22 protein-coding genes are annotated in these 26,647 nt (G+C 59.0%); 6 read left to right on the forward strand and 16 right to left on the reverse strand.

Annotation, left to right across the window (positions count from 1 at the left end):
* Positions 1-114: 114 nt before the first annotated feature.
* The 3 genes from LOY38_RS24310 to treP all read right to left on the reverse strand — a co-directional run bounded on the left by LOY38_RS24310 (position 115) and on the right by treP (position 4,640).
* Complete coding sequence (locus tag LOY38_RS24310; RefSeq protein WP_258697388.1) at positions 115-1,338, reverse strand: carbohydrate porin; 1,224 nt, start codon at positions 1,336-1,338, stop codon at positions 115-117.
* A gap of 94 nt (positions 1,339-1,432) precedes the next feature.
* A complete protein-coding gene (gene treC / locus LOY38_RS24315) occupies positions 1,433-3,082 on the reverse strand; it encodes an alpha,alpha-phosphotrehalase (protein WP_258697389.1) in 1,650 nt (549 codons plus the stop codon).
* Positions 3,083-3,197: 115 nt separating this feature from the next.
* Positions 3,198-4,640: a PTS system trehalose-specific EIIBC component gene (gene treP, locus LOY38_RS24320; protein ID WP_258697390.1), complete on the reverse strand. Its 1,443-nt coding sequence runs from the start codon at positions 4,638-4,640 to the stop codon at positions 3,198-3,200.
* Positions 4,641-4,877: 237 nt separating this feature from the next.
* Here treP and treR point away from each other — a divergent pair, with 237 nt between their 5' ends.
* Positions 4,878-5,582 (forward strand): trehalose operon repressor, encoded by a 705-nt coding sequence (gene treR / locus LOY38_RS24325; RefSeq protein WP_258697391.1) that lies wholly within the window; start codon positions 4,878-4,880, stop codon positions 5,580-5,582.
* 106 nt (positions 5,583-5,688) lie between these two features.
* On the opposite strand, the gene LOY38_RS24330 is transcribed toward treR, so the two are convergent.
* The 3 genes from LOY38_RS24330 to LOY38_RS24340 form a co-directional block, all read right to left on the reverse strand.
* On the reverse strand, positions 5,689-6,414 hold the full coding sequence (locus LOY38_RS24330) for a Fic family protein (RefSeq protein WP_258697392.1): 726 nt from the start codon (positions 6,412-6,414) through the stop codon (positions 5,689-5,691).
* Entirely contained in the window at positions 6,407-7,099 is a 693-nt protein-coding gene (locus LOY38_RS24335) for a hypothetical protein (RefSeq protein WP_258697393.1), read from the reverse strand. The genes LOY38_RS24330 and LOY38_RS24335 overlap by 8 nt, the downstream gene beginning before the upstream one ends.
* Before the next feature lie 177 nt (positions 7,100-7,276).
* Complete coding sequence (locus tag LOY38_RS24340) at positions 7,277-7,597, reverse strand: hypothetical protein (RefSeq protein ID WP_258697394.1); 321 nt, start codon at positions 7,595-7,597, stop codon at positions 7,277-7,279.
* 253 nt (positions 7,598-7,850) lie between these two features.
* On the opposite strand from LOY38_RS24340, the gene LOY38_RS24345 reads away from it, so the two are divergent.
* Entirely contained in the window at positions 7,851-9,923 is a 2,073-nt protein-coding gene (locus LOY38_RS24345; RefSeq protein WP_258697395.1) for a TerD family protein, read from the forward strand.
* Positions 9,924-10,097: 174 nt separating this feature from the next.
* Here LOY38_RS24345 and guaA read toward each other — a convergent pair whose 3' ends face one another.
* From guaA to LOY38_RS24365, 4 genes are all read right to left on the reverse strand, one after another.
* Positions 10,098-11,675: a glutamine-hydrolyzing GMP synthase gene (gene guaA / locus LOY38_RS24350; protein ID WP_258697396.1), complete on the reverse strand. Its 1,578-nt coding sequence runs from the start codon at positions 11,673-11,675 to the stop codon at positions 10,098-10,100.
* Positions 11,676-11,774: 99 nt separating this feature from the next.
* Entirely contained in the window at positions 11,775-13,244 is a 1,470-nt protein-coding gene (gene guaB / locus LOY38_RS24355; protein ID WP_258697397.1) for an IMP dehydrogenase, read from the reverse strand.
* Between the two features lie 198 nt (positions 13,245-13,442).
* Complete coding sequence (locus LOY38_RS24360; RefSeq protein ID WP_258697398.1) at positions 13,443-13,991, reverse strand: sugar ABC transporter ATPase; 549 nt, start codon at positions 13,989-13,991, stop codon at positions 13,443-13,445.
* A 187-nt stretch (positions 13,992-14,178) separates the two neighbouring features.
* The gene (locus tag LOY38_RS24365; protein ID WP_258697399.1) at positions 14,179-14,946 is read right to left on the reverse strand and encodes a sulfite exporter TauE/SafE family protein; all 768 of its coding nucleotides are present in this window, start codon (positions 14,944-14,946) and stop codon (positions 14,179-14,181) included.
* Positions 14,947-15,046: 100 nt separating this feature from the next.
* Between LOY38_RS24365 and LOY38_RS24370 the strand changes: the two genes are divergently transcribed.
* The 3 genes from LOY38_RS24370 (at position 15,047) to LOY38_RS24380 (ending at position 18,288) form a co-directional block, all read left to right on the forward strand.
* Entirely contained in the window at positions 15,047-15,994 is a 948-nt protein-coding gene (locus LOY38_RS24370) for a LysR family transcriptional regulator (RefSeq protein WP_258697400.1), read from the forward strand.
* Positions 15,995-16,083: 89 nt separating this feature from the next.
* Positions 16,084-17,463, forward strand: coding sequence for an exodeoxyribonuclease VII large subunit (gene xseA, locus LOY38_RS24375; protein ID WP_258700788.1), 1,380 nt, complete (start codon positions 16,084-16,086; stop codon positions 17,461-17,463).
* 3 nt (positions 17,464-17,466) lie between these two features.
* Complete coding sequence (locus LOY38_RS24380; RefSeq protein WP_258697401.1) at positions 17,467-18,288, forward strand: M23 family metallopeptidase; 822 nt, start codon at positions 17,467-17,469, stop codon at positions 18,286-18,288.
* A 136-nt stretch (positions 18,289-18,424) separates the two neighbouring features.
* On the opposite strand, the gene LOY38_RS24385 is transcribed toward LOY38_RS24380, so the two are convergent.
* Positions 18,425-18,781, reverse strand: a complete 357-nt coding sequence (locus LOY38_RS24385; protein WP_258697402.1) for a hypothetical protein — start codon at positions 18,779-18,781, stop codon at positions 18,425-18,427.
* 395 nt (positions 18,782-19,176) lie between these two features.
* On the opposite strand from LOY38_RS24385, the gene leuA reads away from it, so the two are divergent.
* Positions 19,177-20,856, forward strand: a complete 1,680-nt coding sequence (leuA, locus tag LOY38_RS24390) for a 2-isopropylmalate synthase (RefSeq protein WP_258697403.1) — start codon at positions 19,177-19,179, stop codon at positions 20,854-20,856.
* A gap of 162 nt (positions 20,857-21,018) precedes the next feature.
* Here leuA and LOY38_RS24395 read toward each other — a convergent pair whose 3' ends face one another.
* The 5 genes from LOY38_RS24395 to LOY38_RS24415 all read right to left on the reverse strand — a co-directional run bounded on the left by LOY38_RS24395 (position 21,019) and on the right by LOY38_RS24415 (position 26,630).
* The gene (locus LOY38_RS24395) at positions 21,019-21,810 is read right to left on the reverse strand and encodes an amidohydrolase (RefSeq protein ID WP_258697404.1); all 792 of its coding nucleotides are present in this window, start codon (positions 21,808-21,810) and stop codon (positions 21,019-21,021) included.
* Positions 21,798-22,946, reverse strand: coding sequence for a pyridoxal phosphate-dependent aminotransferase (locus LOY38_RS24400; RefSeq protein WP_258697405.1), 1,149 nt, complete (start codon positions 22,944-22,946; stop codon positions 21,798-21,800). Before LOY38_RS24400 ends, LOY38_RS24395 begins: the two co-directional genes overlap by 13 nt.
* Positions 22,947-23,239: 293 nt before the next feature.
* Positions 23,240-24,709 carry a ribosome biogenesis GTPase Der gene (gene der, locus LOY38_RS24405; protein WP_258697406.1) on the reverse strand — a complete coding sequence of 490 codons (1,470 nt, stop codon included), beginning with the start codon at positions 24,707-24,709 and terminating at the stop codon, positions 23,240-23,242.
* Positions 24,710-24,844: 135 nt separating this feature from the next.
* Positions 24,845-25,996, reverse strand: coding sequence for an outer membrane protein assembly factor BamB (gene bamB, locus LOY38_RS24410; RefSeq protein WP_258697407.1), 1,152 nt, complete (start codon positions 25,994-25,996; stop codon positions 24,845-24,847).
* Positions 25,989-26,630, reverse strand: coding sequence for a tetratricopeptide repeat protein (locus LOY38_RS24415; RefSeq protein WP_258697408.1), 642 nt, complete (start codon positions 26,628-26,630; stop codon positions 25,989-25,991). The genes bamB and LOY38_RS24415 overlap by 8 nt, the downstream gene beginning before the upstream one ends.
* Between the last annotated feature and the right edge of the window lie 17 nt (positions 26,631-26,647).

Below are 26,647 nucleotides of genomic sequence, written 5' to 3' on the forward strand. Positions count from 1 at the left end.
CGATCTCGTGGTACCCGGTAGGAGCTGCCGAAGGCTGTGATCTGTTGGCGCCCGCAAGGACGTCAAGATCAAAAGATCGCAGCCTTCGGCAGCTCCTACCGGGTCATGCGGCGTTTATTTCCACCAATACTCGACCTGCAACCCGACGTTCGAACCGTGTCGCGCCGTGCCGAAAGCGCCGGTGTCGGACAATGCCGAGCCCGCCGCCAGTTCATTGGCCGCCCGTTTGGCCGCCTCGTTCCAGCTGGCATAGGTGTAATACAGGCGCACCTCGGGGCGCGCCCAGAATTCCGGGCCCTTGGGCGACCAGGTCGGGGCGATGGTGAACTTGCTCAGTTTGCGCGTGCCGCCTGTGGCCTCGACCTGATCGTGGCCCAGTTCGGTCACCAGTTTGATTTGCTCGGTGATCGCATAGGCCGGGCGAATCCCGAGGGAAATCCAGTTCTGGTCGGCGCCGTCCGGGCGAATGTCTTTCTGATAGACCGCTTCGACTTGCCCGCCGAAACGCGGCGTCACCTGCCAGTCGAAGAACTCGACCACGCGGTAGCTCTTGTTACTGTCATCCAGCTTCACGTTACCGGTATAACCCAACCCGGTGCCGGGGCCTTCGCCGTACTGAAAGGCCAGTTTGTTCTTGCCGCCCAGAAAGCCCTTCTGCACATGCTGGGTGGTGATCGCCCAACCGCGATGGGCGTCGCGGCTGTCGGGTTTGTCGATGTAGCTCAGACCGAACTCCAGCTCACCGCCAGGGTTGGTGTTGAAGCCGGCGACGTTGAAATCGTGACGGTTGATGTAGTCCTTCTGGTACAGGTTGTCCTTGCGCGAGAAGGCGTAGCTGTACTTCAGATCGCCGATCAACACATCTTCGATCCCGCCGCCGGTGGCGCTCTGGTTCCAGTAGTAGAAGTCGGAAATATGGATGTCGTTGCGCTTGTAGTAACGTCGACCGGCCCACAGCGAGCCGCCGTTCAAGCCGGGCATGTTCGACCATTGCGCATACAGCTGCGGCATGCGCACCGAGCCGTTGTCGCCCTTGAACGTCAGGCTGCGGTCGTATTGGTTATACAGCGAGGCCATGCCGTCGACACTGAGCACCGAACCATCGTCCAGCGTGAACAGATCCTGACGCAATTCCAGCTCCGCATACTGTTCGCATTCGTTGCCTAGCCGGTATTTCGACTGTGCGCCCGGCAATTGAAAGCACGACTGGGAACTGCTGTTGACCGAGGTGCCGACACCGCTACGCAAATAGCCGGCGAGTTCCAGCGCCTGGGCCGACAACGGTAATCCCAGGCACACACCCACGACTGCAAGGCTACGATTTATTGTTGTTTTCAAGAACCACCTCGTTATTTTTATTGTGCGATGCAGCAAAACCGGCGCGCAAAACTCCCCCGCGCAGCGTTCTGCGTGTTTGTTTTGAAACAGTGTTTTAGTCGTTGCTCAAGTGCAGAACGAACGACTCATAAGGCCGTAGAAACACTTGCCGGTTTCGTGGCGGACAGTCCGGGTAGTTACTGATCACCAGACTTTGAACCATCGATTCATTGATCACTTCACACGGCAGCTCGACTTCGCACGGCAAGCCATAGAAGTTGTTCAGCACCAGCAAACGCTCGCCAAGGCCCTCACGCACGTACGCCCAAATTTGTGTGTGCTCAGGCAACAACTGCCGATACACGCCGTCAGACATCAGCGTTTCACTGTGGCGCAGGGCAATCAGCTGACGGTAGTGATGCAGCACCGAATCCGGATCGTCGAGTTGGTGGGCGACGTTGATTTGCGTGGCATTGGCCGGCACCCCGATCCAGGGCTCGACCGCACTGAAACCAGCGTTCGGCTCGGCGTTCCAGTGCATCGGCGTGCGGCCGTTGTCCCGGGACTTCTGCATGATCGCCGCCATGTTGTCGGCGTCGCTGCTACCTGCCTCACGCTTGAGCCGGAAGATGTTCAGGGTCTCGACATCGCGGTACTGATCGATGTGATCGAACCCCGGATTGGTCATGCCCAGCTCTTCGCCTTGATACACAAACGGCGTGCCCTGGAGAAAATGCAGCGCGGTGCCGAGCATCTTCGCCGACACCACCCGGTGCTCGCCATCATCACCAAAGCGCGAAACCACACGCGGCTGATCATGGTTACACCAGAACAGCGCGTTCCACCCCCCGCCAGCCTGCATGCCGGTCTGCCAGTCGGAGAGGATGCGCTTGAGTTCGAGGAAATCGAAATCGGCGCGAATCCACTTTTGCAGGTTCGGGTAATCAACCTTCAAGTGATGAAAGTTGAAAGTCATCGACAGCTCTTTCGACTCCGGTCGTGAGTAGCGAATGCAGTGTTCCAGGCTGGTGGAGGACATCTCGCCGACGTTGATCAGGTCGTGACCTTCGAAGACTTCGCGGTGCATCTGCTGCAAGTACTCGTGGACGTTCGGGCCGTCGGTGTAGAAACGCCGACCGTCGGTGTTGTCCTCAGGGAAGTTCGCCGGTTTGGAAATCAGGTTGATCACGTCCAGACGGAAACCGCCCACGCCCTTGTCGCGCCAGAAACGCATCATCTTGAAGACTTCGGCGCGTACCGTGGGGTTGTCCCAGTTCAGGTCGGCCTGCGTGTGGTCGAACAAGTGCAGGTAATACTGACCGGTCTGGGCTTCGTACTCCCAGGCTGAACCGCCGAACTTGGATTCCCAGTTGTTCGGCTGGTCGCGCCAGATATAAAAATCGCGGTAAGGGTTATCGAGGCTGCTGCGAGCCTGCTGGAACCAGGTGTGTTCGATCGAGGTGTGGTTGACCACGATGTCGAGCATCAGTTTGATCCCGCGCTTGGCGGCTTCGGCGATCAGCAGTTCGCAGTCGGCCATGGTCCCGTAGCTCGGGTCGATGGCGTAGTAATCGCTGATGTCGTATCCGTTGTCGCGCTGGGGCGAACGCAGGAACGGCGTAATCCACAGGCAATCGACACCCAGCCAGTGCAGGTAGTCGAGCTTGGCCACGACGCCGAGCAAGTCCCCCGTGGGGTTGCCGGCGTGGCTGTGAAAACTCTTCGGGTAGATCTGGTAGATCACCGAACGTTGCCAGTCTTGCATGGCGCTATTCCTTCAATAGGTTTGTATCGGCCTGAGGGCCCCTTCGCGAGCAGGCTCGCTTCCACTGTTGATTGCGCTCCAATGTGGGAGCGAGCCTGCTCGCGATAGCAATCTGTCAGGCAACGCGATACCCAGGCCGGACAATCTTCATGCTCAACCCGCAGGTCAAAACAAACGGCACAACCATGGCAATCACCATCCCGGCCACGAACATCGGGATGAACTGCGGGATGATCGAGATGAAACCGGGCAAGCCGCCGACGCCGATCGCCGAGGCCTGGACCTTGTTCAGCGACAGGAAGATGCAGCCCAGCGCCGAGCCGATCAGGGCCGCATAGAACGGAAATTTGTAGCGCAGGTTGACCCCGAACATGGCCGGTTCGGTGATGCCGAAGTAGGCAGAAATCGCCGAGGTCGAGGCCATGCTTTTGTCCCGTACATTGCGGGTCATGTAGAACACTCCCAGTGCCGCGCTGCCTTGGGCGAGGTTGGACATGACGATCATCGGCCAGATGAAGGTGCCACCCTGGGTGGAGATCAGTTGCAAGTCGACCGCGAGAAACATGTGGTGCATGCCGGTGATTACCAGCGGTGCGTAGAGCAGGCCGAAAATCGCGCCACCGACCATGGGCGCCAGGTCGAACAGGGTGACCACGCCTTCGGTGATGATAATCCCCAGATGGCGGGTCACCGGGCCAATCACCGCCAGCGCCAGCACACCGGTGACGACGATGGTGGTGATCGGCACCACCAGCAATTGCACCGCGTTAGGCACCCGTGCCCGCAGCCATTTTTCGATGACACTCATCACATAGGCCGCCAGCAGGATCGGCAGGATTTGCCCCTGATAACCGACCTTCTCGATCTGAAACAGGCCGAGGATGTCGAAGTACGGCAGGCTTTGCCCCTCCAGCCCGGCCACCGCTTTGCCGTAGTTCCAGGCATTGAGCAGATCCGGGTGCACCAGCATCAGGCCGAGCACGATGCCAAGGATTTCGCTGCCGCCAAAGCGCTTGGCCGCCGACCAGCCCACCAGTGCCGGGAGAAACACAAACGAGGTATTGGCCATCAGGTTGATCAGGCTCCAGAGGCCATCAAGCGTCGGGTAGGCCTCCAGGAGGGTCTTGCCCTCGATGAACATGCCCTTGGCGCCGATCAGGTTGTTGATGCCCATCAGCAGGCCGGCAATGATCAGCGCCGGGAGGATCGGCATGAACACGTCGGAAAACACCCGCACCAATCGCTGAATCGGGTGGATCTTGTCGACGCTTTTTTGTTTAACGTCGGCGATGGTCGAGGCGGCGAGACCGGTTTGCCGGCGCAGCTCGGCGTAGACCTTTTCCACTTCGCCGGGGCCAATCACCACTTGGAACAGGCCGCCGGTAAAGAATGAACCTTTGACCAGATCGATCTGGTTCAGCGTGGCGCTGTTGACCAGGCTCGGGTCCTTGAGGGCCAGGCGCAGACGTGTGACACAGTGCGCGGCCTGCTCGAGGTTGTCGCTGCCACCGAGGCTGTGCAGCAGCTCGGTGACGATGTTCGGATAGTCATGGCTCATGCTTGTTCTTCCGCTGTAGTTTTTTGTTATTGGCAGCACGCCGAAGCGAAAAGTACTCGTCTGTACGAGTTAAAGCAACAACTCGTACAGACGAGTTCGGTTTTGTTTATCCTGAACCCGACAGGCGGCGATATTTCCTACCTCCGAAGTCAAAGAAACCCAAAGCCGCATGGACAAACCCCTACCCTGCCCTTAAGGTTCAAAACCTTGAGCACAACGCGGCACAGAGCCATCCCCATGAGTAAATACAACCAGATCTACAGCGATCTGCTTGCCAGCATCACCACCGAACGTCTGGAACGCGGCGCCCGATTGCCTTCCGAAACCGAACTGATGGACAGCTATCAGGCCAGTCGCGGCACGGTGCGCAAGGCCATCGAGCAATTGCAGGAGCGCGGTTTCGCCCAGAAAGTCCACGGCAAAGGCACCTTCGTGCTGTCGACCAACCCGATCGAGTTTCAGCTCGGTGGCATCGTCAGCTTCCAGGAAACCTACCCACGACTGGGCAACGACGTCAGCACCGAGGTGGTCGAATTCACCCAGATCCCCCTCGAAGGCCCGCTGCTCGAACACATCAAGGCTGAAACAGGCAGCCTGATCACGCGGATCAAGCGGGTGCGGCGGATCGACGGCAAACGGGTGATTCTGGACATCAACCATTTCGTCAGCGACGTGATTCCCGGCCTGTCCCGAGACATCGCCGAGCAATCGATCTACGCCTTCATCGAGCAGACCCTGCAACTGCAAATCGCCTACGCCCAGCGCACCATCGAAGCAGTGCCCCGCAGCAAGGACGACCAGCAACACCTGGATCTCGACGACCAGAGCCATGTGATCGTGGTCAGCAACCAGACGTTTTTGCAGGATGGCAGGCAGTTCGAGTACACCGAGTCACGGCATACCCTGGATAAGTTCTATTTCTCGGATGTGGCACGGCGCTGAGATGCGCTACGGCCGGATAAAGGGAAATGAAGGCGGTCGTGTGCGTTTAACTTGCACGAACAAATAGGATGGGATGTGTTAGCTGCCTGACACTGGCAGCTAACAATCAATCGAACTTGTAACCCCTGCGCTTATCGAACTCCTGATACTTCTGCGAAATGGCCGGGTCATCGAAGGTTCCTTCAATAGTGTCCACCGAAACGAGTCCATTAAGCCCCTTAACTGACTGAATGGCGACTTCCCATTCGCCCGGATCCAGAGGCGGCTCGATAAAGTCTTTCAAGTAATCATCCAGGATTCCCTTGTCGGGCGTCTCGATCTCGCTACTTAACGCCGACAGGTAAGCGGACTTTGTCGTCCTGCTCCAGTTGATTGAAAACCCTGCTCGATCACACAACACCGAGTGAACCACGAGCATCGTTCGGCCATTGCCATCCAGGAACGGATGACCATAGGCAAAAAAACCCATCACTACACCGGGAGACTTTCTGAGCAAAACCTTGTTCTGGCCGAGACGAAGCCCTTCTTCTACAGCCCTTTTTGCCTCAAACGGAGGACAGAAGTATGTCTCGGCCTTGGAAATGGCCAAATCGGGAGAAGTGCTCAGTCTGTCCTTGCCAGCCCAAGGATAAAGATCCCCAAACAGAAGTTTGTGAACGTGTAAAAAATCAACGTAAGTGATTGTTCTCTTCTTGATCAAGTAAGCCATGGCATCAGACAGGTTCGCGGTAAACAAGTCGTGCTCAAGGTGTTTGACAATGTTGAGGTCTTTTTCACCCACAACATTTCTGAGATATCCCTTCGCGTCGAAATCCTTGAATGGGTCAAACACTCTTTCTTTCTCTCAAATAGTTGGCGAGTAGATGAACCGCTTCTGTGCCGGAGACCTTTTTCTCTTTTTTCAACGCAATGACCAACTGCTCAATTGAGTCGGTACGAACATCATCCCCAGCCAATCTCGAGACATTCTCCGCCCATTCATCGGCATATGTTTTGACGTAGGAAACCTTGCTGAACTCGGCCAGATCCAGCACGTACCGTTTGAGGCCAACAGTCGGGATGATCAAGTCACCGGTTTTAGGATGACGCCTTACTGTATTTTTCGCTTTCCGGGAGGGTGCCCGTTCATTGATGTAAACCACCGATCTTCCGCCCAGCGACAATTTGCGGCGGATTCGGCGATTGCCCTGCACGCATATTTTCGCTTCCTTGCGGGCGGCCGAACGGCGCTGTTCTGAAGGCGTCGTTTGCACTGAAGCGCTCATGCCTAACCGTCTAAATGCTTCGACCGCCAGTGTTTCAAGATCCTCGACAGGCGTAATGAGTCCGGTGTCAGGATTTCTGAACGCTTTGGCATAAACACCAATGCCCATCCGAACAATTACGCCCTTTTTCTGCAGCTCATCGAGAGCGACGGAAACTTGAGAGTGACCACCCAGCGATGCAACATCCGCGCGCAGGATCACATTACCCGACGTGTGCTGGATGGCCATCCGCATACGTTCTTCAAGCTTCATGTTCAATCCTCCCGACAGCGAGCGAATACTTTACCACCTGTCGAAGCAAAACTTCTGCTGGCTATGTCGCTCACTTTATACGCAACAGAAACAGACGTTTCAAAAGCAGCGAAGCATAACCCCCCCCTGACCGAGACCGGTTCAGGGGCTTTACGCAACGATGACTCTAGTGAGGGATCATTCCCACTCAATCGTCGCCGGCGTCTTGCTCGACACGTCATAAGTGACGCGGGAGATGCCTTCGATTTCATTGATGATCCGGCCGCTGACGGTTTCCAGCAGTTCGTAAGGCAGGTGTGCCCAACGCGCGGTCATGAAGTCGATGGTTTCCACGGCACGCAGGGCAACGACCCAGGCGTAACGATGGCCGTTGCCAACCACGCCAACCGATTTCACCGACTGGAACACCACGAACGCCTGGCTGACCTTGTGGGAACTTCGCCGACTTTGAAGGCACACTTGGCCAATAACGCCGCCACTTGTCTGGACGATGGACAAGCGATTTGTCGCTCATCAGCCCCTATTCTTCTGGCGAAGCAGCTTGTTACCGTTGAGGTATGCAGCAACCCGACAAACAGAGACAACCTCCCGTAGAATGCCTTCGTGGCTATGGAACACCTTCCTTCTAAACCTCTATGACCTAGGGGTTCCGCTCTCCACACCGCGCCTGCTTCTTGCAGGCGTTTTTATATCGGCTGTAGACACGATGCTGCAGCTCGTTCACGACGGCGGCCAAGGGAGAAAATCAAGGATGAATCAGGAGCTGTTCCTGCGTCGCCGTACCAAAGTTCACGTCCCGATGGGCACTGGCGGTGCCACGCGCGCTCAGGTCGCGTCGGCTGTCCGGGAAGTCGCGGCGTTCCGATGTGTACTATCAGAGCCTCTGATTGAGCAAATCGGCATGTTGTCCGCGACAGAACTCAAGCACTGGCTGCGCGACATTGTCGGAGTGCTTCGGCGGGAAACTGGCGCTCATGTGCACCACCGGCCGTTTTATCCTGACTTTCCAGAGCAAGTTCTGACGGCCTCAGAGGCGGAGTTGTACCTTAACGCCGTCATGCACTACCTCACGCTTCGGCGTTTACCACTGACTGAACAGTCTCGACCTGCGATGCTTGAAGGCAACTTCATATCCCGCGTTATCGAACCGGGAAGCGTCTCTGAGTTCGAGTCACTGCTCGAGCCGCTGGTTTCATCGCACACCTCGCTCTCCGAAGAGGAAACTGCCGATGTAGTCTGGTTTGTCCGAGAGTACAAAAGCAATGTGTTCCGTCTGCTGCCTGAGGCCGTCTCGTTCCGGGAGATCCGTGCACAGCTTGGCGGCGCGCTTATCCTGAATGTAGTCAACGATGCACGGGTGGACGCATTCCTGGAGCGAAACGTCGAAACGGCGACCGACGTGCTACGACTTGCGGTCGCGCTGAATGGAGGAGACGTGTCACTGACGGCAGCTTCGACACGTTTCACAGCGATGAAGCGCTCGGTGCGCCGTCTGCTGTTGCGTCTACTCGACCACATACCCAACGCTGTAGAAGACGTGATGCGCCATGCTGAGCGCTGGAAACGTCTGGCTGAAGTACTGCATCCGGGCGACTACGCCGATAAGTACCCACGAGCGCTAGCCGCCATCACGGCAGCGCGTCGCAACGAAGCGCCAGCCTCATTTGGATCACGTGTCGAAACATTGCTTGCCCAGCGTCACATCGCCACGCTTATGCCCATACTACAGAGCCGTCCTGGTGAGTTCGCACGACGGCTGGACGCGACCCTGCGGCGCGCGACGGAACCAGAGTCGGTTCTCGACGCGTTCGAGGCTGTTGCGACACAAGTGTCCTCACCTGTCCTGCTGCAGTTGCTGGCCCAATTACGTGCTCCGCGCCCCCTGCCCCTGCGGGCGTTCACACCGAAAGGTGCATTTGCCAAAGTCTATGGCATCAAGGATCGACGCGAACCTCTCACACCCGACGTGTTGGCTCGCGCAGCCCGAATCTGCGAGGACGCCCTCGTAATGCGTTTTGCGTCGCTGCCGCCACTAGGCCGCTGTTTCATCGATCCAGCATTACGCGAATACAGGGTGCCGCTGGCGCAGCGTGCCTCATCGAAGTCGCTACGTACGCTGGTGCGGGGCAGTCGGTTGCCTATGCCTGACACACGTTTCATTCGCCTGTTCCTGTGGTGGAAGAACGGTCGTGAACGCACGGACATCGACTTGTCCGCCGCATTTTTCGACGCCAACTTCGTGTTCACACAGACGGTCGCGTACTACAACCTGAAGGGTTTCGGCGGCTACCACAGCGGCGACATCGTCGACGCGCCCGACGGGGCTTCGGAGTTCATCGACCTCGACCTTGATGTCCTCGTCGGGAAGGGTATCCGCTATGTCGTCACGTCTATCAACTCATTCACCGAGCAGCCGTACTGCGATCTTCCAGAATGCTTCGCTGGCTGGATGGCTCGCGCCGACACGGCGTCGGGTGAAGCATTCGAGCCGCGATCCGTGTTCGACCGTATCGATATCGCATCCGACACAGTTATCTGTCTGCCATTCGTGATGGACTTGCAGGAACGACGCATGATTTGGGCCGATCTGGGGCTCACTTCATCTCCGCGGTGGAACAACGTCCAGAACAACCTCAGTGGGATATCGTTGATGCTGCGGGCTTTGGTGCATACACCACGGCCAGATTTGGAAACTCTGTTCGACTTACATGTTCGAGCACGGGGGGAACGAGTGGCTTCGCCGCAGCAGGCACAGGCGGTGTTTGCGCCTGATCAAGGGATAACGCCGTTCGATACGGATTTGATTCGATCACAGTTTCTCTGATACCTACGCCAGCCTTTGCCATCTACTGAAAACGACGACTCTTGCTTCGGTGCTTTCCACCCAAAAACAAAAATGCCAGTCAGCATAACTGACTGGCATTGGCTAAAAACCCTCCTGCGCCCCTCCGAATCTAACGTTGAACTCTAGAGGGTGCCGGCTTTGTGGGTCGCCTCATCACTCCCACTCAATCGTCGCCGGCGGCTTGCTCGACACGTCGTAAGTAACGCGGGAGATGCCTTCGATTTCGTTGATGATGCGGCCGCTGACGGTTTCCAGCAGTTCGTAAGGCAGGTGTGCCCAACGCGCGGTCATGAAGTCGATGGTTTCTACGGCACGCAGGGCTACGACCCAGGCGTAACGACGGCCATCGCCGACCACGCCAACCGATTTCACCGGCTGGAACACCACGAACGCCTGGCTGACCTTGTGGTACCAGTCGGCTTTACGCAGCTCTTCGATGAAGATGTGGTCGGCGCGACGCAGCAGGTCGGCGTATTCCTTCTTCACTTCGCCGAGGATCCGCACACCCAGGCCCGGGCCCGGGAACGGGTGACGGTAGACCATGTCGTACGGCAGGCCGAGTTCCAGGCCCAGACGACGGACTTCGTCCTTGAACAGCTCGCGCAGGGGTTCAACCAGCTTGAGGTTCATTTCTTCCGGCAGGCCGCCCACGTTGTGGTGCGACTTGATCACGTGAGCCTTGCCGCTTTTGGCGCCAGCCGACTCGATCACGTCCGGGTAAATGGTGCCTTGGGCGAGGTACTTGATGTTATCCAGTTTGTTGGACTGGGCATCGAAAACGTCGATGAAGGTACGGCCGATGATCTTGCGTTTTTTCTCTGGGTCGCTTTCGCCAGCCAGGTTGTTCAGGAACTGGTCCTCGGCGTTGGCGCGGATCACTTTGACGCCCATGTTCTCGGCGAACATGGCCATCACTTGCTCGCCTTCGTGCAGACGCAACAGGCCGTTGTCGACGAACACGCAAGTCAGCTGGTCGCCGATGGCCTTGTGCAGCAACGCGGCAACCACCGAGGAGTCAACGCCGCCGGACAGGCCGAGCAATACGTTGTCGGTGCCAACCTGGGCGCGGACCTGAGCGATGGCGTCTTCAGCAATCTTCGAAGGTGTCCACAGGGCTTCGCAGCCGCAGATGTCGAGGATGAAGCGCGAGAGGATGCGACCGCCCTGCTTGGTGTGGGTCACTTCCGGGTGGAACTGCACGCCGTAGTAGCCGCGAGCATCGTTGAACATGCCGGCGATCGGGCAGCTCGGGGTGCTGGCCAGGATGTGGAAGTCTTCCGGCATCTTGGTGACCTTGTCACCGTGGCTCATCCACACGTCGAGGCCGAACAGGCCATCGGCGTCGATGTGGTCTTCGATGCCATCGAGCAGGCGGCTCTTGCCAACCACGTCAACGCGGGCATAACCGAACTCACGCAGCTCGGAACCTTCGACCTTGCCACCCAGCTGTTCAGCCATGGTTTGCATGCCGTAGCAGATACCGAAGACCGGTACGCCCAGGTCAAACACCGCTTGCGGGCAGCGCGGGCTGTCGGCTACATGCACGGACTCGGGGCCGCCGGCGAGAATGACGCCTTTTGGAGCGAATTCGCGAATCGCTTCGTCGTCCATGTCGAACGGATGCAGTTCGCAGTACACGCCGATTTCACGCACGCGGCGGGCGATCAGCTGGGTGTACTGGGAACCGAAATCGAGGATCAGGATGCGGTGAGCGTGAATGTCGAGGGCCATGATTCAGTCTCGTCTAAGTAATTCAGAAACAGTCGTGATTCAGAAACAACTCGGGGCTGAATAGAACAGCCCCGGTTGCTTAACGATTTGCTTGAAGCCTCAACCTACGCGGTAGTTTGGCGCTTCTTTGGTGATTTGCACGTCGTGGACGTGGGACTCGGCCATGCCAGCGCCGGTGATCCGCACGAACTCAGGCTTGGTGCGCATTTCTTCGATATTGGCGCTACCGGTGTAGCCCATGGAAGAACGCAGGCCGCCCATCAGTTGATGGATGATGGCGCTCAGGGTGCCCTTGTACGGAACACGCCCTTCGATGCCTTCCGGAACCAGTTTCTCGGCGCCTGCCGAGGAGTCCTGGAAGTAACGGTCGGAGGAACCTTGAGCCTGGGACATGGCGCCCAGCGAACCCATGCCGCGGTAAGCCTTGTACGAACGGCCCTGGAACAGTTCGATCTCACCTGGCGCTTCTTCAGTACCGGCGAACATCGAGCCCATCATCACGCAGGACGCACCGGCAACGATGGCCTTGGACAGGTCACCGGAGAAACGGATGCCGCCGTCGGCGATCAACGGAACGCCTGTGCCTTCGAGGGCAGCGGCGACGTTGGCGATGGCACTGATTTGCGGGACGCCGACACCGGCGACGATACGGGTGGTGCAGATCGAGCCAGGGCCAATACCGACCTTGACTGCGTCAGCGCCGGCTTCGGCCAGGGCCTTGGCGGCAGCGCCGGTGGCGATGTTGCCGCCGATGACCTGCACTTCAGGGAAGTTCTGCTTGACCCAGCGAACGCGGTCGATCACGCCTTTGGAATGACCGTGAGCAGTGTCGACCACTACCACGTCAACACCCGCATGGACCAGGGCAGCTACGCGGTCACCGGTGTCTTTACCGGTACCGACTGCAGCGCCAACGCGCAGACGACCTTGATCGTCCTTGCTGGCCAGCGGGTAAGCCTTGGCTTTTTCGATGTCGTTGACGGTCATCATGCCTTTGAGGGCGAATTTGTCGTCGACGATCAGCACGCGTTCGATACGGTGCTTGTGCAACAGCTCACGGACGTCGTTCTTGTTGGCGCCTTCCTTGACCGTGACCAGACGCTCTTTAGGCGTCATCACTTCACGGACGCTGGCGTCCATGCGGTTTTCGAAGCGCACGTCACGGGAAGTGACGATGCCGACCAGGTCGCCATCGTGCAGTACCGGAACGCCGGAGATGTTGTGCAGGCGAGTCAGTTCGAACAGTTCACGAACCGTGGCGTCAGCCTCGATGGTGATCGGGTCCTTGACCACGCCGGCTTCGTAACGCTTGACCTTACGCACTTCGGCAGCTTGCTGCTCGATGGTCATGTTCTTGTGGATGATACCGATGCCACCTTCCTGAGCCATGGCAATTGCCAGACGGGCTTCAGTAACGGTGTCCATGGCAGCAGAAACCAGTGGAATATTCAGCTCGATGCCACGGGTAAGGCGGGTCTTGAGACTGACTTCGTTAGGAAGAACCTCGGAATAACCGGGCACTAAAAGAATGTCGTCGAAGGTCAGAGCTTCTTGGCTGATACGCAGCATCGCGGGGGCTCCCGAGCGGGAAAATGGAAGCGCGCCATTATAGTCAGACACCCCTTCGGGTTCAATGTAAAACTCTGTCTATTATCGACGCAGTGATCGACGGAGGTTTTGGCACACAAATCCCGTAGGAGCGAAGCTTGCCCGCGAAGGGGCCATCACTGGCGCCAAAAGCTTCGCGGGCAAGCCTCGCTCCTACAGTTACAGTTCGACCTTGACCCAACTCACCGGCTGATCCAGCCAATCGGCAAATTCGTCGATAAAGCTCTGCTTGAACCCAGCCTCAAGCCAGTTGTTGAAGATGAAACCCAGGTTGGAAAAGCCGCACTCCTGCAAGAACAGAAACCCGTTGATGTCGTCTTCATGTCCGCATTCAGGACAGGTGAAGTTATCGGTGCGCCCTGGCATCCAGTCTTCCAGGCTTTCGAACAGCGCTTCGCCGATTTCCTTGCGGCATTCAGCGCAGCCGGCTTCTTCGAGGAAGCCCTTGGCCGGTGTATAGATGCAGCGTTTGGTGATGATCTCCAGGCCATTGATCGGCTCGCCGAACGGCAGCGCGTCAGGGTGCAGGACCACGGCGCGGGCGCCGTCGGCGATGGCGTGGGCCATGCGATTGCCGGTGCGGCCACAGGTGGTCAGCTCTTCTTTAATGATGTTCTTGCGCACCAGCCAACGCACGACCGCCCTGGCCCGGGGTTCGTGTACCGGCAGTGTGGAGATTTTCGGGACGATGATGCTTTGCGAATTCATGGTGCAAGCCTACTGCGTCAAATAGATGTTTCTGCGGTGTGTCGATTGGCGCCTTCGCGGGCAAGCCCGCTCCCACATTTTATCTTTGGTGGTCACAAACGATGTGGTCACAGGAGATCCATGTGGGAGCGGGCTTGCCCGCGAAGGCGTCAGGGCGGCCGGCAGCTTAATCCCTGACGAAATCCGGTCAAGTACTCAAATAACGCCCGATCAAGGCAATCCCGCTGGCCAGCACCAACCAGGTCACCAGCCGCACGAATGCCTCGCGGGACAATTTCATGGTCAATCGCCGACCGATCCACAACCCCAGCGCCATCGCCGGCAACAAACACAGCGCCAATACCAACAAGGGTAGCTCGGCATACACCCCGGCGACGGCAAACAGGCTCAAACGCACCACGGTGCTGCAACTGATCAGTGCACTCTGTGTTGCCCGGGCCGCGTCCTTGGGCAACCGACTGTTCAAATAGATCGCATATAAAAAGCCGCCACTACCAAACAGCGCCCCGAACATCCCGCCCACCGTGCCCATCGGCACCGCCCAGCCGGCGGACAATTGCGCCGGACGGGTTTTAATCCACAGGCTATAAATCGCATAGGCGCTGATGAACAGCCCCATCAACAGCAGCAATATGTCGGATTTCAGGTTCAGCAGAAAAATCACCCCCAACGTGCAACCCACCGCCATGCACGGCAGCAGTCGCAGCAACTCGGGGCGAGCCACATTCCGTCGCGAGGGCAACAGATTGCCGAACGCCGCGACGAAATCCAGCAAGACCAGCAGCGGTACGATTTTCGACAGCGGCATGAACAGAATCAGAATCGGCCCCGCCACCAGCGCAGTGCCGAAACCGGCGATGCCGAACACGATGTAAGCCAGGGCAACGCCCAGCCCGATCACCAGCCAGTCCACCGCACCCCACGGCCATTGGCTCAACAACTCCAGCACATTCATCGACACGGTTTCCTTTTGTTCCTGCGATGACTTTAGCCAGCGCCAAGCGTTGCGACTAATATCTTCAAAGTCGACCAGCCATCTCGAAAAGGCATGCCTTGTGCTTTCAACCCGTCAATTGCGTTATTTCGTGGAAATCGCCGAGTGCGGCAGCTTCAGCGCTGCGGCCGAACGACTGTTTATTGCTCAATCAGCCTTGAGCCGGCAGATCAAGGACATGGAAACCCGCCTGCAAACCCCGCTGTTCGAACGCACCGCGCGCCAGCCCCGACTGACGGCGGCGGGTGAAGCCTTCTTGCCTCGGGCCAGAAACCTGCTGAACGAACTGACCAAAGCCAGCGAGATGGCCACTCAGGTGGGCACCGGTCAACTGGGTGTGTTGCGCCTGAGCCATTCCAGCACCGTGCCCATGAGCGGTCGGCTGCTGCGAGGCATCAGCGTCTATCTGGATCAACACGTTGGTGTGTCCATGGACATCGTCAAGCTGTCCTCCGAGGCGCAACTGGAAAAATTGGCCGAAGGTCGCCTCGATGTGGGCCTGTTACGCCTGCCAGTGCTGCGTCAGCGTGAAGGCGTGCAGATTGTTCCACTGTACAGCGAACGTCTGTTACTGGCGGTTCCACCGAATCATCGGCTGGCGGTGGATAAGTCCGCGCAAGGCATCGATCTGGCGCAGTTGAAGAACGAAGCGTTCATTTCCATCCCTCATCCCCAGCGTGGTGGCCTGAGCTATCTATCCGCCGAGTTATGCATGCGCCAGGGGTTCTTTCCCCGGGCGGCTCGGGTGGTGTCGCGTAAAACCACGCAACTGCAATTGATCCAGGCCGGGTTCGGCATTGCGCTGTTACCGGAATCGATGCAGGACATCGCGCCGCCGGATATCCACTTTCTCCCCTTGGCCGATCCGGATTGCCACAGCACCGTCGCCCTCGCCTGCCGGCAAGATCCCACCGCGCTGGTTCAGCAATTCATCAAAACTTGCACAACCCACTGTGGGAGCGGGCTTGCTCGCGAAAGCGGTGGGTCATTCAACAATGATGGCGACTGACATGACCTCTTCGCGAGCAAGCCCGCTCCCACAGGGGATTTGTGTTGATTCATGGAGATTGATGGACGAATGCCTTTATCATGCGCCCCATGATTAAAGATCCCTTTGCAAGACTCGGCCTGGACCGTGAAGTCCTGACTGTCAGCCAGCTCAACGGCCGCGCGCGGGTGTTGCTCGAAGACGTGTTCAGCAACATCTGGGTCGAAGGCGAAATCTCCAACCTCGCCCGCCCGGCGTCCGGCCATGTGTATTTCACCCTCAAGGACAGCGGCGCCCAGGTGCGTTGTGCGCTATTCCGGCAGAACGCCGCGCGGGTTCGCCAAGCGTTGAAGGACGGCTTGGCGGTCAAGGTTCGCGGCAAGGTTTCGCTGTTTGAAGGCCGTGGCGATTACCAACTGATTCTCGACACCGTGGAACCGGCCGGTGACGGCGCCCTGCGTCTGGCCTTCGATGCATTAAAGGAAAAGCTCAGTGCCGAAGGCCTGTTCAGCGCCGAGCGTAAAGTGCCGCTGCCGGCGCACCCGCAACGCATCGGCATCATCAGCTCGCCCACTGGCGCGGTGATCCGCGACATCATCAGTGTGTTCCGCCGCCGCGCGCCGCAGATCCAACTGACGCTGATCCCCACCGCCGTGCAAGGCCGCGAAGCCACCGCGCAGATTGTCCGTGCACTGAAACTGGCGGATGCCCGCGGTTTCGACGCGTTGATCCTGGCCCGTGGCGGCGGCTCGCTGGAAGACCTCTGGTGTTTCAACGAAGAAGCCGTGGCCCGCGCCGTGGATGCCTGCGTGACGCCGATTGTCAGCGCCGTCGGCCACGAAACCGACGTGTCGATCAGTGACTTCGTCGCCGACGTCCGCGCCCCGACACCGTCCGCCGCCGCCGAACTGCTCGCGCCGGATTCCAGCGATCTGGTGCGGCGGGTCGAAAGCCTGCACCGACGACTGGTGATGCGCATGCGTGACCGCTTGATGCGCGATCGTCTGCGTCTGGAAGGCATCTCTCGCCGCCTGCGCCATCCCGGTGAACGCCTGCGTCAGCAAGCACAACGTCTGGATGATCTGGACATGCGCATGCGCCGCGCTTTCGAACGCAATCTCAATACCCGCCGCGAACGTTTGATCCGCCTGGAAACCCGCCTCGCCGGGCAACATCCCGGGCGGCAACTGGCGATGCTTCGCCAGCGCCTCGACAGCCTTGCCGAACGCCTGCCCCGGGCCATGCGTGAAGGGCTTAAATCCCGCCGCCTGCAACTGCAAAGTCAGATGCAGACGCTGCACGTGGTCAGCCCGTTGGCGACCCTCGCTCGTGGTTACAGCATTCTGCTGGACGAGCGCGGCAACGCGATCCGCAGCGCCGCGCAAACCCACACCGGCCAGCGCCTGAAAGCCAAACTCGGCGACGGCGAACTGCAAGTGCGGGTCGAAGACAATCACCTGACGCCTGTCACCCTTTCTTTACTGGATTGATCCATGCCGCGTTTTTTCGCTCCGCTGCTGTTGCTGTGCCTGACCTTCAACGCCCACGCCGACAGTTACATCACCCGCCTGTTGAACAAACCGGTGCCGGGCGGCGTGGCGGTGGTGGATCTGGGCAGCTCCGCCCAGGCGCCGAAAGCCAGTTATCAAGGCAAACCGGTGTTGGTGGTCAAGGAACAGAACAACTGGCTGGCCATCGTCGGTGTGCCGCTGACCGTCAAACCGGGCAATCAGTCGCTGAGCACCGGTGGTCGCAACCTGAGCTTCACCGTCGGCAGCAAGAAATACCCGGAACAGCACATCACCCTGAAGAATACGCAGCAGGTCAATCCGAACCCGGAAAATCTCAAGCGTATCGAAGGCGAGTTGGCCGAGCAGATCCAGGCCTACCGCAGCTTCAGCCCGAACACCCCGAGCAACCTGCTGCTGGACAAACCGGTCAACGGGCCGCTGTCGAGCAAGTTCGGCGTGCGCCGCTTCTTTAATGGCGAAGAACGCAACCCCCATGCCGGCCTCGACTTTGCGGTACCCGCCGGCACGCCGATCAAGACCCCGGCCGCCGGCAAGGTGATCCTGATCGGGAATTACTTCTTCAACGGCAATACGGTGTTCGTCGATCACGGCCAGGGCTTTATCAGCATGTTCTGTCACATGTCGAAGATCGATGTGACGGTGGGGCAGCAGCTGGCTCGCGGCGGTGTGGTCGGGAAAGTTGGCGCCACCGGACGTGCGACCGGGCCGCATATGCACTGGAACGTCAGCCTGAACGATGCGCGGGTGGATCCGGCGATTTTTATTGGGGCGTTTCAGCCTTAAATAGTTGTTGAGGCTGATGGCCTCATCGCGAGCAGGCTCGCTCCCACAGTGGATTTCGTCGTACACAATATCTGTGTCTCATGAAGATCAAATGTGGGAGCGAGCCTGCTCGCGAAATCGGCCTCATTGGCACCGCTTATTCCGCTTCAAGGCCCTCAATCCCATGGACCTCCCTGTGCGCCAGACGTTCCTTGATCCAGGCCTGGGTTTCCTCCGAGAAACCAGTCAATTCTTCAGATGTGATCAGCTCATGAGTACACAGCCCCAGCAAGTGAGCAGGCGCCTCATTGCGTGAGTGACTGAAAACGCCAAACGCCCAATACAGTTCCTGCTGGCCGGCCTTCAGCCTTTCTTCACTGGCTTCAATACGCTCATAAGGCGCCAGGCTTTTATCCAGCACCGTACGCTCGACCGCCCCCATGATCCGGATACACATCCGCTCATGGGCTATCGGACGCAGTACGCTATAGAGCTTCCAATCCGATTCGTTCATTGCCGACTCCTGCTTCCCAGTCGTCTGGTTGAGGCTTTAAGAATAGCTGCACCGGCCGAGACGACGTCGACAAGTTTCAATTGCGCATCGCTCAAACCTCGAGCAAGCATCAATACAATCGCCGTCATTCACCGCAATAAAATCTCAATAAACTCGGCTTTTCGAGTATTCCTCTCAATTTTTTTCGACTGCTTGCCATCCTTCCCCCCGCGGTTAGGGTTGAAGGCATGAAAACCTCTCACACCCTCATTCAGCTCCGCCAGCACCGCAGCCTGTGCCTCGTCAGCGCACGACTGCCAGGCTGAATCGCGGTGCCTCGTCTTACGCTTTATCCCCAAAACATTTGATCCACCGGCAGGCCGCCTTTTTTCGGCCCACACAATAAGGATTTTCCGATGAGCATGCTCAAAGACCCGTCTTCGAAATACCGCGCGTTCCCGACCATCAACCTGCCGGACCGCACCTGGCCATCGAAGACCATCGACGTCGCGCCGATCTGGTGCAGCTCGGACCTTCGTGACGGCAACCAGTCGCTGATCGAGCCAATGGACGCGGTCAAGAAGCTGCGTTTCTGGAAAACCCTGGTGCAGGTCGGCGTGAAAGAAATCGAAGCCTCGTTCCCGGCCGCTTCGCAAACCGACTTCGACTTCGTGCGTACCCTGATCGAAGACGGCCACATCCCGGACGACACCACCATTCAGGTGCTGACCCAGGGCCGTGAAGATTTGATCGAGCGCACCTTCGAATCCCTGCGCGGGGCGAAGAAAGCCATCGTTCACCTGTACAACGCGACCTCCCCCTCTTTCCGCCGCATTGTCTTCAACCAGGACAAGGAAGGGGTCAAGGCCATCGCCGTGAACGCCGCCAAGCTGTTCGTCAAATATGCCGCCCAGCAGCCAAACACCGAGTGGACCTTCGAGTACTCGCCAGAAACCTTCAGCGCCACCGAGCTGGAGTTCGCCAAGGAAGTCTGCGACGCGGTGATCGACGTGTGGAACCCGACACCTGAGCACAAGGTGATCCTCAACCTGCCTGCCACCGTCGAATGCGCCACCCCGAACATCTATGCCGACCAGATCGAATGGTTCGGCCGTCACATCAACCGCCGTGACAGCGTGATCATCAGCCTGCACACCCACAACGACCGTGGCACTGGCGTGGCCGCCACCGAACTGGGCCTGATGGCCGGCGCCGACCGTGTCGAAGGCTGCCTGTTCGGCAACGGCGAGCGTACAGGTAACGTCGATCTGGTCACCGTGGCATTGAACCTCTACACCCAGGGCGTCGACCCTGAGCTGGACTTCTCCGACATCGACGGCGTGCGCAAAGTCGTCGAAGAGTGCAACCAGATTGCGGTGCATCCACGTCACCCGTACGTCGGCGACCTGGTTCACACCGCGTTCTCCGGCTCCCACCAGGATGCGATCCGCAAGGGCTTCGCCCAGCAGCAACCGGACGCCCTGTGGGAAGTGCCGTACCTGCCGATCGACCCGGCCGACATCGGCCGCAGCTACGAGGCAGTGATTCGCGTCAACAGCCAGTCGGGCAAGGGCGGTATCGCTTACCTGCTGGAACAGGAATACGGCATCAGCTTGCCGCGCCGCATGCAGATCGAGTTCAGCCAGGTCGTGCAGCGTGAAACCGATCGCCTGGGCCTGGAGATGACAGCCCAGCAGATCCACGCGCTGCTGCACAGCGAGTACTTGCAGGCCAACACCCCGTACGCGCTGGTCAGCCATCGCTTGCAGGAAGAAAACGGTCACAGCGCCGTGGAAGTCGAAGTTTCCAGCAAAGGCCAGGGCGAAACCAACCTGCACTGGCGTGGCAAGGGCAACGGTGCTCTGGAAGCACTGGTGGCCGGTCTGCCGATCCCGGTGGAAATCATGGACTACAACGAACACGCCATCGGCGCGGGCACCAATGCCAAGGCTGCGGCCTACATTGAACTGCGCGTGAACGGTGAGCGTGCGGTGCATGGTGTGGGCATCGATGAGAACTTCACCACCGCCAGCTTCAAGGCCCTGTTCAGCGCGCTGAACCGCTCCCTGAGCCAGCCGGAAGCAAAAGCGGCGTAAAGAGCCCTGCGCTGCAATGCAAAAGGCCCCGGGGTGTGAACCTCGGGGCCTTTTTGTTGATCGTTCCTACGCTCCGCGTGGGAATGCCTCAAGGGACGCTCCGCGTCCAGTGACGCGGAGCGTCACGGGCTGCATTCCCACGCAGAGCGTGGGAACGATCGGTTACGTGAACTCGAAGGTATCCGCATCCAGGTTCGCCGGGAATCGCGTGCGATAAGCCGCCAGATCCGCAGCACTCAGAACGACCTGAAACACGCCATCCGCTTCGCCCGCACTGAGTAGCGTCTCCCCCTGAAAATCCAGGACCTGACTGTCACCGGTATACGCAAAACCTTTGCCATCAGTACCGATGCGATTTACCGCCGCCACATAGCAGAGGTTTTCGATCCCCCGAGCGGGCAGCAAACGGTTCCAGTGCTGACGCCGAGCCCCCGGCCAGTTGGCCGTGTACAACAACAAGTCAGTGTCTTGCGGATCGCGGCTCCAGACCGGGAAGCGCAGGTCGTAGCAAATCAGCGGCCGCACTCGCCAGCCCTTCAATTCGAACTGCACCTGACGCTCGCCCGGGGTGTAGTGGTTGTTCTCGCCCGCCATGCGGAACAGGTGACGCTTGTCGTAATGCCACACCTCCCCGTCCGGCCGCGCCCACAACAGACGGTTGCGATGGCTGCCGTCAACCGCCTGGACGATGATGCTGCCGGTCACCACCGCGCCCAGCTTCGCGGCCTGAGCCCGCAACCATTTACTGGTGGGGCCATTTTCCGGCTCGGCGAGGGTTTCCGACTCCATGGAGAAACCGGTGGTGAACATCTCCGGCAGGATAATCAGATCAGCGCCGCGCGCCTGTTCCAGCAATGGCTCGAAATGCTCCAGATTGGCCTGACGATCATGCCAGGCCAAGGTGGTCTGGATCAGCGCGATATTCAGATTGGGCAGATTACTCAGATCACGCATAGCTTTGCCGCTGCTTCGCGCAGGGTCTCCTCGCGTTTGGCAAAGCACAGACGCACCAGGCGCTGGCCTTCGGGTGGAGTCTGGTAGAACACCGAGATCGGGATGCTCGCCACGCCATGTTCGCGGGTCATCCACAGCGCCATCTCGACGTCATTGAGGTCAGGGCGGATCTGCGAATAATCGACCAATTGGAAGTAAGTACCGGCCACGCGAGTGAAACTGAAACGCGACGGCGTCAGCAGATCGCAGAACAGATCGCGCTTGGCCTGATAGAAGCCCGGTAACTCTTCGACGTGTTCCGGGTGCTCGGCCATGTAATCGGCCAACGCATACTGCAACGGCGTCACGCCACAGAAACTGACGTACTGGTGCACCTTGCGCAGTTCCGCGGTAAGGGCTGGCGGCGCCACGACATAACCGGTTTTCCAACCGGTGACGTGGTACGTCTTGCCGAACGAACTGACCACGAAAGCGCGCTGATACAGCTCTTCATGGGCCAATACGCTGGCGTGAGGCACGCCGTCGAACACCAGGTGTTCATAGACCTCGTCGCTGATCACATAGATGTCGCGGTCGCGGATCAACGCCGCCAACTGATCCAGTTCGGCACGGCTGATCAGCGCACCGCTTGGGTTGTGTGGGGTATTGAGGATAATCATCCGCGTGCGTGGGCTCAGGGCTTCGGCGAGCTTCTGGAAGTCGATGGCGAAGTCGTTCAGGCCGAGTTGCACATGCACACAGCGACCACCGGCCAGCTCAACCGAGGGCTCGTAGCTGTCGTAGCACGGATCGAAAACGATCACTTCATCGCCGCTGTGGATCACCGCCTGAATGGCGCAGAAGATCGCCTGGGTCGCGCCAGGGGTGACCGTCACTTCTCTGTCGGCATCGACATGGGCGCCGTAGCTGCGAGCGATCTTCGCCGCAATCTGCTGACGCAACGCGGGCAGGCCGGTCATCGGCGAATACTGGTTGTGGCCACTGGCGATATGCCGCCCCACCGCATCGCGCAGAGCCTGCGGGCCGTCGAAATCGGGAAACCCCTGGGACAGATTGATCGCCCCGGTTTGCGCCGCGAGCTGAGACATCTGCGTGAAGATAGTGATGCCGACATTCGGCAGCTTACTGGTGATCATCGGTGATTCCCTGCTCTACACCCGGCTCTACGGCGGCACGGGGGAGTTCGAGGATAGCCCATCCGGCGCCCATAAAAAAAGGGCGCCAACCGGCGCCCTTCTTCTAATACATTCACCGCATAACCTGTGGCGAGGGGGCTTGCCCCCGTTGGGTGGCATAGCCGCCCCCAAACCCTGCACTGCGGTCTGTCAGATAAACCGCTGTGCGGGTTTTACGACTGCTTCGCAGCCGAACGGGGGCAAGCCCCCTCGCCACAAATGCGCCCACGCCAGCGGCGTGGGCAAGTCGTGAATCAACGCTTATCGCGGCGCTTCTTGTCGGCTTTCTTGTGGTGACTCATCAAACGACGCTTCTTGTTGACCTGGCGGTCGGTAAGCGAGTTCTTGTTGCCTTCATACGGGTTCTCGCCGCCCTTGAACTCGATACGGATCGGCGTACCGACCAGTTTGAGCACACGACGGTACGTGTTTTCCAGGTAGCGGACGTAAGACTTCGGCACCTTCTCGATCTGGTTACCGTGGATCACGATGATCGGCGGGTTCGCGCCACCCAAGTGGGCATAACGCAGTTTGATCCGACGGTTGTTGACCATCGGTGGCGCGTGCTCGCCGACCGCATCTTCCAGAATCTGGGTCAGGCGGTTGGTCGGCCAACGGGTGACCGCAGACTTGAACGAGTTCTGTACCGACGCGTAGAGGTTGCCTACGCCAGTGCCGTGCAGGGCCGAGATGAAGTGGATATCGGCGAAGTCGACGAAGAACAGTCGACGTTGCAGCTCGACTTTCACGAAGTCGCGCTCGCTCGGCGTCATGCCATCCCACTTGTTGATCGCGATAACCAGAGCACGACCGGCTTCAAGGGCAAAGCCCAGCAGGTTGAGGTCGTGATCCACCACGCCTTCGCGGGCGTCCATCACGAAGATCACCACGTTGGCGTCTTTGATCGCTTGCAGGGTTTTGACCACGGAGAACTTTTCGACTTCTTCGTGGATCTTGCCGCGCTTGCGCACACCGGCGGTGTCGATCAGCGTGTACTTCTCGTCGTTACGCTCGAACGGGATGTAGATACTGTCGCGGGTGGTGCCAGGCTGGTCATACACGATGACCCGGTCTTCACCGAGCATGCGGTTGACCAGGGTCGACTTGCCGACGTTCGGACGACCGATGATGGCGATCTTGATACCGTCTTTTTCGCTTGGGCCAGGAATGCGCTTGGCTTCCTCACCTTCGGCAACGATTTCTTCTTCGCCTTCTTCCGGTTCTTCGTCGTCTTTCGGGAAGTCGCTCAGGGCGATTTCCAGCATCTGGGTGATACCACGACCGTGGGCACCGGCGATCGGGATCGCGTGGCCCATGCCCAGCGGGGCGAATTCGGCGCGGGCCATTTCAGGGTCGATGTTGTCGACCTTGTTGGCGACCACATAGGAACGCTTGTTACGCTTGCGCAAGTGCTCGGCGATCATCTGGTCGGCCGCGGTGAAACCGGCCTTGGCATCTACCAGAAACAGAACGACATCCGCTTCTTCAATGGCCAGCAGCGACTGCTCGGCCATTTTTTCGTCCATACCGTGCTCGTCACCGGAGATACCGCCGGTGTCGACCAGAATGTAGGAACGCCCTTGCCACTTGGCCTCACCGTATTGGCGATCACGGGTCAGACCGGACAAGTCGCCGACGATGGCGTCGCGAGTCCTGGTCAGGCGGTTGAACAAGGTGGACTTGCCGACGTTCGGTCGGCCCACCAGGGCGATTACGGGAACCATGCGGCTCTCCACTTCGTTATTTCAGAAAATACAAAAGCCGCTGCGAGGCAGCGGCTGGTGCTCGGGGCAGCGCTTGGAAGCGCTGCGAGCCTTGCAGAACAAGGCCGCTTGGGGGTTAAACCCCAAGCATAGTCTTTACTTGATGGTCAGGGCTTCCAGTTTGCCGCTGTTGCCATACACATAAATAGTGTCACCCATCACCAGCGGACGGGCACGCAGGCCATCGCTGTCGATGCGCTCGCGGCCGACGAAACGACCGTCCACCTGACTCAGCAGGTGCAGGTAACCTTCCAGGTCACCGACTGCAACGTAGCTGGAGAACACTTCCGGAGCCGACAGTTGACGGCGGGCCAGCGAATCGTTGCTCCACAACGCAGTGGTGGAACGTTCGTCGACGCCTTCAACAGTGCCCGAAGACAGGCTCACGTAGACGCTGCCAAAACCCTGAGCGACGCCGGCATAGCTGGACGCATCACGCTGCCAGAGCTGACGACCGCTTTCCAGGTCCAGTGCCGCAACGCGACCCTGGTAGCTGGCGACATACAGCGTACCGCCGGACAGCAGCAAGCCACCGTCGATATCGACCACACGCTCCAATTCCGAACGACCTTGTGGAATCGCTACGCGCTGTTCCCACACCGGCACGCCGTTGGACACATCCAGAGCAACTACTTTACCGGTCGACAGACCAGCCACCGCGAGGCGGTTGGTGACGATCGGTGCGCTGGTGCCGCGCAGGGTCAGGACCGCTGGCGTGCTGTCATACAACCAGCGCTGGTTGCCGGTAGCGGCGTCCAGGCCGATCAGACGGTCATCCTGGGTCTGAACCACAACAACATCACCGTTGGTGGCCGGCGGCGCGAGAACTTCGCTGGTCACGCGAGCGCGCCATTTCTCTTCACCGCTACTGGCGTCCAGGGCAACGATTTCACCCTTGATCGTGCCGATCATGACCAGGCCATAACCCACGCCAACGGCGCCGGAGACAGGCAGTTCGAGATCTTTCTTCCATTTGACGTCGCCATTGCTGCGATCCATCGCCATCACCACACCGGTGACGTCGGCGGCATAGATGGTATCGCCATCGATCGCCGGAACCAGCATGTTGTAGGTTTCGCCCTGACCGTTACCGATCGAACGACTCCACTGCTTTTGCAGAACCACTTCTTCTTTGAAGTCGGTCAGCTCGGCCGGTGGCAGTTCTTTTTTGCTGTTGCTGCTGCAACCCGCGGCCAGAATGGCCAGAGCCAGCAATGCTGCATGTTTCCAACGGATCACGTCACGCATCCCCTTTGGCCAGGTCGTCCAGCTTGATTTGTAGGCCACCGACCGCCGCTTCATCCGACAGTGCCGCCTTGGCTTTTTGATACGCCGCGTTCGCTTCGTCGGTACGACCCAACTGCACCAGCAGGTCGCCTTTGAGCTCTTCGCGAGTGGCCAGGAAGGCCTTGTCGGCATCGCCTTCGAGCAGTTTCAGGGCTTCATCGACCTTGTTCTGCGCGGCCAGCACCTGCGCCAGGCGCTGACGGGCGATTTCGCCCAACGCCGGGTTGGCCGGTTTGGCGACAATGGCTTTCAGCTCGCTGGCTGCGTCGTCCAGCTTGCCGCTGTCGACCGCGACTTTCGCCACGAACAGGCTGCCATATTGCGCGTATGCGGTGCCGCCGAATTCGCTATTGAGCTTGCCGGCCAGTTCCGAAACACGTGCAGCATCAGGCTTGCCGTCAGGCGTCAGCGTGGTTTCGAGCAATTGCTGATAGAGAATCGAGGCGCCTTGCGACTGATTGCTCTGATACTTCTGAAAGGCCTGCCAGCCGAACACGATGACCAGCGCCAACAGGCCGCCAGTGACCAGGGGCTTGCCGTTGCGTGTCCACCAGTCCTTCAACTCCGCCAGATGTTCGTCTTCGGTACTCGACACCCCAATACTCCTTAATC

Origin of the sequence: Pseudomonas sp. B21-015, assembly GCF_024749285.1 — a bacterium.
GTDB lineage: Bacteria > Pseudomonadota > Gammaproteobacteria > Pseudomonadales > Pseudomonadaceae > Aquipseudomonas.